This window comes from Edaphobacter sp., from assembly GCF_035532915.1.
Classification (GTDB): domain Bacteria; phylum Acidobacteriota; class Terriglobia; order Terriglobales; family Acidobacteriaceae; genus Edaphobacter.
In genome coordinates, this window is sequence record NZ_DATKQC010000309.1 from 1 (window position 1) to 7,450 (window position 7,450).

Annotated in this window: 10 protein-coding genes; 3 read left to right on the plus strand and 7 right to left on the minus strand. The window is 56.3% G+C overall.

Translation table 11 applies throughout. From position 1 onward, the window contains the following. Window positions 1–406 (minus strand): DUF4158 domain-containing protein (locus tag VMU57_RS14610; RefSeq protein ID WP_325384671.1); only part of this gene is annotated, 406 nt, incomplete at its 3' end. Window positions 407–612: 206 nt separating this feature from the next. On the opposite strand from VMU57_RS14610, the gene VMU57_RS14615 reads away from it, so the two are divergent. Next, on the plus strand, window positions 613–1,854 hold the full coding sequence (locus VMU57_RS14615; RefSeq protein WP_325384673.1) for an ATP-binding protein: 1,242 nt from the start codon (window positions 613–615) through the stop codon (window positions 1,852–1,854). Window positions 1,855–1,864: 10 nt separating this feature from the next. On the opposite strand, the gene VMU57_RS14620 is transcribed toward VMU57_RS14615, so the two are convergent. Next, on the minus strand, window positions 1,865–2,314 hold the full coding sequence (locus VMU57_RS14620) for a hypothetical protein (protein WP_325384675.1): 450 nt from the start codon (window positions 2,312–2,314) through the stop codon (window positions 1,865–1,867). 232 nt (window positions 2,315–2,546) lie between these two features. Here VMU57_RS14620 and VMU57_RS14625 point away from each other — a divergent pair, with 232 nt between their 5' ends. Next, window positions 2,547–4,418, plus strand: a complete 1,872-nt coding sequence (locus VMU57_RS14625) for an AI-2E family transporter (RefSeq protein WP_325384676.1) — start codon at window positions 2,547–2,549, stop codon at window positions 4,416–4,418. Here VMU57_RS14625 and VMU57_RS14630 read toward each other — a convergent pair. From VMU57_RS14630 to VMU57_RS14645, 4 genes are all read right to left on the minus strand, one after another. Beyond that, window positions 4,362–4,649 carry a hypothetical protein gene (locus tag VMU57_RS14630; RefSeq protein ID WP_325384678.1) on the minus strand — a complete coding sequence of 96 codons (288 nt, stop codon included), beginning with the start codon at window positions 4,647–4,649 and terminating at the stop codon, window positions 4,362–4,364. The two genes, VMU57_RS14625 and VMU57_RS14630, sit on opposite strands and share 57 nt — an antisense overlap. A 79-nt stretch (window positions 4,650–4,728) precedes the next feature. After that, complete coding sequence (locus VMU57_RS14635) at window positions 4,729–5,031, minus strand: DUF6582 domain-containing protein (protein ID WP_325384680.1); 303 nt, start codon at window positions 5,029–5,031, stop codon at window positions 4,729–4,731. 33 nt (window positions 5,032–5,064) lie between these two features. Next, entirely contained in the window at window positions 5,065–5,868 is an 804-nt protein-coding gene (locus tag VMU57_RS14640) for a hypothetical protein (RefSeq protein WP_325384682.1), read from the minus strand. Beyond that, window positions 5,865–6,146, minus strand: coding sequence for a hypothetical protein (locus VMU57_RS14645; RefSeq protein ID WP_325384684.1), 282 nt, complete (start codon window positions 6,144–6,146; stop codon window positions 5,865–5,867). The genes VMU57_RS14640 and VMU57_RS14645 overlap by 4 nt, the downstream gene beginning before the upstream one ends. Window positions 6,147–6,381: 235 nt before the next feature. Between VMU57_RS14645 and VMU57_RS14650 the strand changes: the two genes are divergently transcribed. Beyond that, complete coding sequence (locus tag VMU57_RS14650; RefSeq protein WP_325384686.1) at window positions 6,382–7,002, plus strand: YqaA family protein; 621 nt, start codon at window positions 6,382–6,384, stop codon at window positions 7,000–7,002. Between the two features lie 103 nt (window positions 7,003–7,105). Here the strand turns inward: VMU57_RS14650 and VMU57_RS14655 are convergent. Continuing rightward, on the minus strand, window positions 7,106–7,450 hold a 345-nt coding region (locus VMU57_RS14655), incomplete at its 5' end, for a hypothetical protein (protein ID WP_325384688.1).

The window sequence follows — 7,450 nt, forward strand, 5'->3', positions numbered from 1 at the left end:
TCCAGCAAAGAGCACAAAGCCAGCGGCCAAGACGGAACTGAACGCCTCCGTCCACGAACTCGCGGTATCCGTAGCGGGTACGGATCTCGGCAGTATGCCGCCAGCGTTGCTCACTGTGGCGATAAGCTGCAACGCAAGTGAGGTCGGCCACATCGATCTGGGTCGCCAGGAAGTGCAAGACAATGATGGGCACGGCGGCCGGGTTTTCGAGGAAGGTCCCCAGAAACCGAACTGTCGCAAGTTGCAGTGCGAAGCCAAGGCGACTGCTGTCGCGCCGTTTATTGGCTATACAATCCCGATCCTCATCATCGAGGTGGAAGTTGCGTGCCAGCTCGTCCATAGACAATGAGTCGGGGTAACGGCCATAGCGCTGCCGCTGTGTGAGTGTCAGAAAGTCGACGGGCATGGAGCTTCACCTATTTCGATCGCGAGGGATGTGTGGCTTCTATAGTGGTTAGATAAAATGACCGTTTGATGGACGGCCAAGATCAGCCGGCTGCGGCGGCGTTCCAGATCCAGGATGGACTTCGCGGTTTTGGCCAAGAACACCAGCTCAAATAATCGCCCACAATGTGGTTGATTATCATCCGCACAATGGCTGATAATACTAGCATGATCCATCGTCACCTTACCGACAGACTTCTCGAGGCGCTGACAGACTCGCCGGCCGTTCTGGTCAACGGCGCTCGTCAAACCGGGAAAAGCACCTTGGTGCAATCGGCAAATCTGGCGAAACAGGGCCGACAGTATCTTACCTTCGATGATCCAGGCATTCTGGCAGCCGCCAAGAGCGATCCCAATGGTTTCGTTGCCGGCCTGAACACTCCGGTCACGCTCGATGAGGTGCAGCATATCCCCGAGATCTTTCCTGTGATCAAAGCTGCCATTGACCGGAACCGGCAACCCGGAACATTTCTGCTCACGGGGTCGGCGAATGTACTGCTCTTGCCCAGGTTGTCTGAGTCCCTGGCGGGGCGCATGGAGGTGTTGACCCTCTGGCCGTTTTCCCAGGGAGAAATGCGCGGCGTAAAAGAGGGCTTTGTGGACACCCTGTTTTCCCGGCAGCCCGTCGGCTGGTCAGGAATGGCCGCCTCGACGCGGCGTGACGAGTTGTTGGAGGCCGTTCTGGCCGGTGGCTATCCTCTGGCAGTTGCCCGCATGAGCCCTGCAAGACGCGACGCCTGGTTTCAGTCTTATGTCATGACGATCCTTCAGCGGGATATTCGCGATTTGGCGAATCTTGGAGACGCGACGGCTGTTCCACGTCTGCACTCCGTCGTCGCCGCGCGCGCTGGGGGTTTGCTGAATTTCGCCGAACTGTCGCGCACTGTCGCTCTGGCGCAAACGACGTTGAAGCGCTACTTTGCCCTGCTGGAAGCGACGTTTCTTGTACAGCTGCTACGCCCATGGGCACGAAACCTCGGCAAACGCGTCATTCAGACCCCAAAAGTCTATTTGAACGACTCTGGGCTGCTTGCCTACTTGCAGGGCGTGACTGTGGAACGCCTAAAGACAGAGGGAAATCTGGCCGGTGCGTTGTTGGAGAATTTTGCGGTGATGGAACTGCGGAAGCAATCCACATGGAGTGCCACTCAGCCAGAACTCTTCTTCTGGCGCACCGCATCTGGCCAGGAAGTGGATATAGTCCTGGAAGACCGCGCTGGAAGAGTGGTCGGAGTGGAGATCAAAGCTTCCGCAACCCTGGGAAGCAATGATGTACGCGGGCTGCAGGCTCTGGCAAGCGCCGCAGGCAAGAATTGGGTCCGCGGCGTGGTGCTGTATGCAGGTACGGAAATCATTCCCTTTGCCAGCAACCTGCATGGCGTTCCCTTCGGACGGCTCTGGTCAGAGTGAGGGCTGGACCTTAAGTCGGTTCACTGTTCCATTGCTCCCCAGACCCCGTCCATAGAAACGCACCGGGCAGCATTTTCATCATCGAAGCTACCTTTTTGCCGTTCTGTTGCCGGTTTCGTTTCTGCTTCTGCCGCACCGCTGGGTCGGTCACAAACCGGTGCATCTTCTGCTTATCGGTTTGTTGCTGCTGCGCTGTGAGGGGATGGCCGTTCATCTCGATGGTCTTCGAGACGTCGCCTTCCGGGATCTGTACTACGAGTTTCACCGTGCTCTTGCCGTTGACCGTGTGAGCGTCGCGATAAATCCAGCGCGAGTGTCCGTTCGTGTCAGCCTTCAGTTCGTTGTCGACAATGGACTGGACCAGATCGCGAGCGTTCTGCTCCTGACCATGCGCAAGCGTCGGTGTCAGTGAGACCACACTGCACAGCACGGTCGCGGTTGCGCAACGAAAAAGCAGCATTCCAAGCTCTCCCCACCTCCTCAGATGCGAATCTTGTCTCAGTAGTGCGAGCATCCGCTTTCTTCCTATGTAACCTGTGCAACTTCTCTTTCAGCGCAAAGACTGGTAGTCAGTAAGGGCGCCACATCGTTTCGTTGAGATACGTCCGGAATCGGCATCCTAAGTATCAGCCGCTCCCTGAGGGAGCGACACGAAACAATTAGGAGCATCGGATTTTTCCGATGTCACTCTCATGGTGACCCGCTCCAGCGCATCCCGGGAACTTTCGCGGCTTCTGATCATCGTCGTGGCGGTTGTTGCGATTGCTGTCCTCTACTTGGCGAAAGAAGTGGTTGTGCCGCTTGCTCTCGCGGTACTTTTTTCCTTCTTGCTCGCCCCCGTGGTTACCTTTCTACAACGAATTCGTTTGCCCAGGATACTGGCCATTTCGTTGGTGATTCTCGCGGCGGGGGGCATCGTGGGGGGCGGCGGTTGGACGGTTTTCACGCAGTTGGTCGACGTAACCGCTCACCTCCCCGCCTATGCGTCGAACATTAACGAAAAACTTGCCACGCTTCACTCGTCAAAGTCGACGAGCTTCTCACGCGCGCAGAAAGAAGTCGAGCTTCTGAGCCAGAAAATTGGCGTCTTGAGTTCAAACACCACGCCCGATCAACGGCATCCCAGCACCAAAGCGTTAGGCGCTTCCCCGAATCGACCGGTTTCAGTACAGGAGGTAGGGCAGACAAACGGCAGGCTGGGCACGATTCACGGCGTCCTGGGGGCGATGGTTTCCATTCTGCTGGTGATTGTTTTCACGTTCTTTATGCTGATGCAGCGGGAGGATTTACGAAACCGTTTCATCCGGCTGACCGGGCACGGCCATCTGAACCTGATGACTCAGGCGCTAGACGATGCAAGCCGCAGAGTCAGTAGATATCTCTCTCTGCAATTGCTGGTGAATACCTGCTATGGGTCGATTATCTTCACCGCTCTGCATTTCATGGGGTTGCCTCATGCGATATTGTGGGGAGCGCTCGCGGGAGTTCTACGCTTTATTCCTTATATCGGAGCTCCCATCGCCGGCATTCTGCCCTCGGCATTCTCCATAGCGGTTTTCAACGGATGGACGCACACTCTGGTCATCATGGCAATTTTCTTCTGCATGGAAGTGGTGACGGCGAATTTCATAGAACCCCATGTTTATGGCAGGCACACCGGCCTGTCCTCGCTCGCTATTCTGGTGGCGGCAGTTTTCTGGACCATCCTCTGGGGACCGATCGGCCTGATTCTGTCCGTTCCCCTCACTGTCTGCGTGGTCATCGTCGGCGGGCATGTGCCCAGCCTGGAATTCCTGACTGTGCTGCTCGGCGATCAGCCTGTCATGCGACCCGAAGCTCAGTACTACCAGCGCCTGCTGGCGGGCGACCAGCGCGAAGCCAGCCAGGTACTCGACACCTATCTGAAGGACAAATCTCTTGAGGACCTTTACGACTCCGTGCTGGTGCCTGCGTTGAGCTTGTCCGAGCAGGACCGTCATGGCAATGTAATCGACGATGCAACGGTCGGATTCATCATGCAAACCACGAAAGACTTGGTGGAGGAATTGTGTCTCAGCAGCGAAGACCCCAAACCATCCGATGCCGCGAGAAAAGCAATGTCGAATGGAAACGTCCATGGGACCTCTGAAGGAATTCCCACTCTTCGGGTGCTCGCTCCAAAGAAAATAGCGTGCGTCCCGGTGCGCGATGACGCGGATGAAGTTATCGCGATCATGCTGGCTCAACTTCTGGAGCGTGCGGGGCATTCCGCGAAAATGATCCATCTTGGGAGTGTGGACGGGATGCTCGCGGAAGTCTCCCAAGCCGCGCCGGACTTGGTCTGTCTGTCGGCCCTGCCGCCGTATGCGCTGTCCTACGCGCGGGCCGCCTACAAAAGCCTGCGCGCACAGCAACCCCAGCGAAAAATCATTATTGGGCTTTGGAATTACATAGGAGATCCCGCCAAAGCCGCCAAAGATATCAGCGGAGGAGCAGAGGACCATATTTGCACCAGCGTGGCTCAGGTTCTACTGGATGCCAGCGGGAATGTCACAGCGGCTTTGGCGCATGAGACGGTATCCTAGATGTATGGTCCCGGTGGCACCGGGGTTTGCAAACACATGCGCCCGCAACAGGCCACACAGCGGCACCAGCCACGCGGGGTTGGCGAGATCCAGCAAGTGAGCCCCCGCGCTCAAAGCGAGAAAGCAGAAGATGATTCCGGTGGGGAGGGCCAGGAACTCGGCAAAGGCCAGTCTGATCGACTCAGCCAGATCGGTAAACCACGGTCTATCCTGGCCTGCGCGACGGCTCATCGCTCCTCACTTTCGCGGCCTTTTCAGCCACACTTTAGGATGCGCCGCCTCAACCGCCTCAATATCTACCCGTTGGTATTCAGCTCGTGTGGGCCGGATGGCGCGTTTGCGGACGCTTGCCGAAATCCTGCCAGCGCTTCTCTGTCATGTGGATCTTGTAGTGCTTCGCCGCTTCATGGATATTGGCAAAGGCCTGATCGCGATCGCTGTCAGAGGCTCCCTCCACCTGATCGAATCGGGCCATGGCATCCCGGACGTGGGACGCGTCCGTCATCGGCTCTTTGCGCAGTTTGGGAAAAGCATAGACCGATTCTGGCAGTTCCTGGCGGTCTTCGGATGACAGTTTTCCATGTTCGGTATGCGGCTTCCATGTGGCTTTCATGCAATGCTCCCGATAGCTTTTGGATTGAAGACGCTATCTTCCAGTTGGATGCGGCGCTGTGGCAAAAAAGAACGCCAGTCCAAATAAACAGTAGACGGCAACCAGAAGCACGCCCCCGAACCATGTGGTCTCTCCGTCCCTGGCAATAGCATTTACCGCGAGCACGGCACCTACGATTGCAATCAACTCGAGGGGATTGGTAAAAACCAGGTTCATGGGATGCCCCATGAGGTAAGAGACTAATACCAGCACCGGGGCCAGCAGGAGGGCGACCTGAACTGTCGAGCCAAGACATATCCCCATTACCAGTCCCATCCGGTCCTTGCGTGCGAAATACACCGCGGAGATGATATCGGACGCATTTCCAATCAATGCCAGCACAATGACGCCGAGAAACAACGTGGTCACGCCAAGCCGGGTCGTGGTTGCCTGCAGGTTGCGTGCGATCAGATTCGATTCGACCGCTATAAAAACAGTGGCGCCGAGCAGGATCCCCAAGGATTTCCAGAGCGACCAGATGGGTGGCTCGTTCGATCTGCGGGAAGCGAACACATCGCGGTGAGTGATCAGGGTATAGACCAGGTTGGCCAGATAGACCAGGATCAGGACGACGGAAACGGTCAGGCTCAGCTTTTCATCCGACCGCACAAGGTTGGCGTGGCCGGGCAGGTGGAGTTCCGTGTAATCGAAGAAGGCGGGAAGCAACAGTGCTATGGTAGACAGCGTCAGAAGACCGTTGAGCAACTCCGCCCGCTCCGGCTGGAAACTTTTGCTTCGCGCGCGTCCAGCCTCCACAAGGACCGCTAGCCCCAAAGCCAGCAGGCTGGAGGCAATCATCGAACCGGTAATCTCCGCTTTGACGACATACGTGTTGCCGGTGCTAGCACAAATAGCGCAAGTATCAATTCCGCTGTGCTGCCAAAAGAAATGGTCACCAGACCGCCGATGGAGGATCCGGCCCGGTTGGCCAAGCTATCCGTGGCGCGCCGAATCCAGTCGGCGAGTGCGAAGATGGCAACCGCGCCGCAGGCAAAAATCCAGACCGGAGACGCGTGGACCCAATAGGCCAACACCAACGAGATCGGAATAAAAAGGAGCAGCCAAGCAACGATCATGAGTCACCGTTCATGGTTTGGTGAGTCGGTCATTCGTTCAACAAATTTGCACATGAGTGTTGGATGCGGGCGAAAAATAACGTCTATCCATAGATCCTTCCTCCGCGCACTTCCAGAATGACAATGCCTTTTGTACAACTGGCACAAGAATTTCACACCAAACAGCCGACCGTCCCGTTCCGCGAATCTCACAAGTGACAAGTTTTCGGCGGCCGGTCTAGAGGGAAAAGTCCTTATGGTCAAATTTTTTCATCTAATTCTTGTTTTCTTCATTCATCTGGGGTACTTCGGGCCACTGCTGCTGGGGGCGTTCGATTCATCCTTTCTCATCCTACCGTTTGGCAACGATCTTCTTGTTGTCAGCCTGATTGCGCAGCACCATAAGGGCTTCCCCTGGTATGTTCTGGCTGCCTCTGTCGGATCTACCATAGGTGTCCTGGCGCTGTCGCTGGTTGCCCGTAAATTCGGCGAAGAGGGCATTCGCAAAGTCGCGGGGCAAAAAAAGTTCGACCGGCTTAAACATCATCTCGGTGAGCGATCCGGGCTTGCGGTGGTGGTGGCCTGTCTTGCTCCTCCGCCGTTCCCATTCACCCTGGTGATTGCCGTCGCCAGCGCGTTGGATTACGCCATGTGGAAACTGCTCGTCATCAATTTTTTCTCGCGCGTAGGCCGATTCATTATTCTCGGTCTTTTGGCCATCAAGTATGGCAAGCAGTTTCTGCATATTGTGCATACCGACGCATTTTTCTGGAGCATGGTTGGATTCATCGTGCTTTGTCTGATTGCCACCGGATATTCCGTCTTTCACTGGATACGCTCCTCGCGTTCTGGAAAGAAAGAGAAGGCGGCAGCTTAGTTAAAAATACGACCGTGGTTGAGAATTGGAATGGCCGCGCGCCTGCAACTTATTTGTCATTATCGGTGGGGCTAGTCGAATCCCACGCCTACGAGATGTTCCTTTAGCCAGAACGATTGCCCGCGCGGTGCCTCGGGCCAGCGCCACTGCCTGCGCCAGGGTTGTCGAGATATGATCCGGTTTGCCGCGACTGATCTCTCGGGCGGCTTTCAGCGCGTCCGGTGCAATTCCAGGGTCCGATGGCAATTTGCAGCTTCGGCTGCTGACTCCGCAGCTTTCGATATGCGCTTTCCGCATGGGACTGCCATAACAGCCCGTGGTGCAAGTAGCCGAAATCCAGATACGCTGAGATCGCGATCTGATGGAGCGGCAGGGCTGGGTCGGGGCGAGAATCGGGGCGTTGTGTGGTTTTACCGCGCCGTTCCAGTGATAGCGGCAGATGATCCAC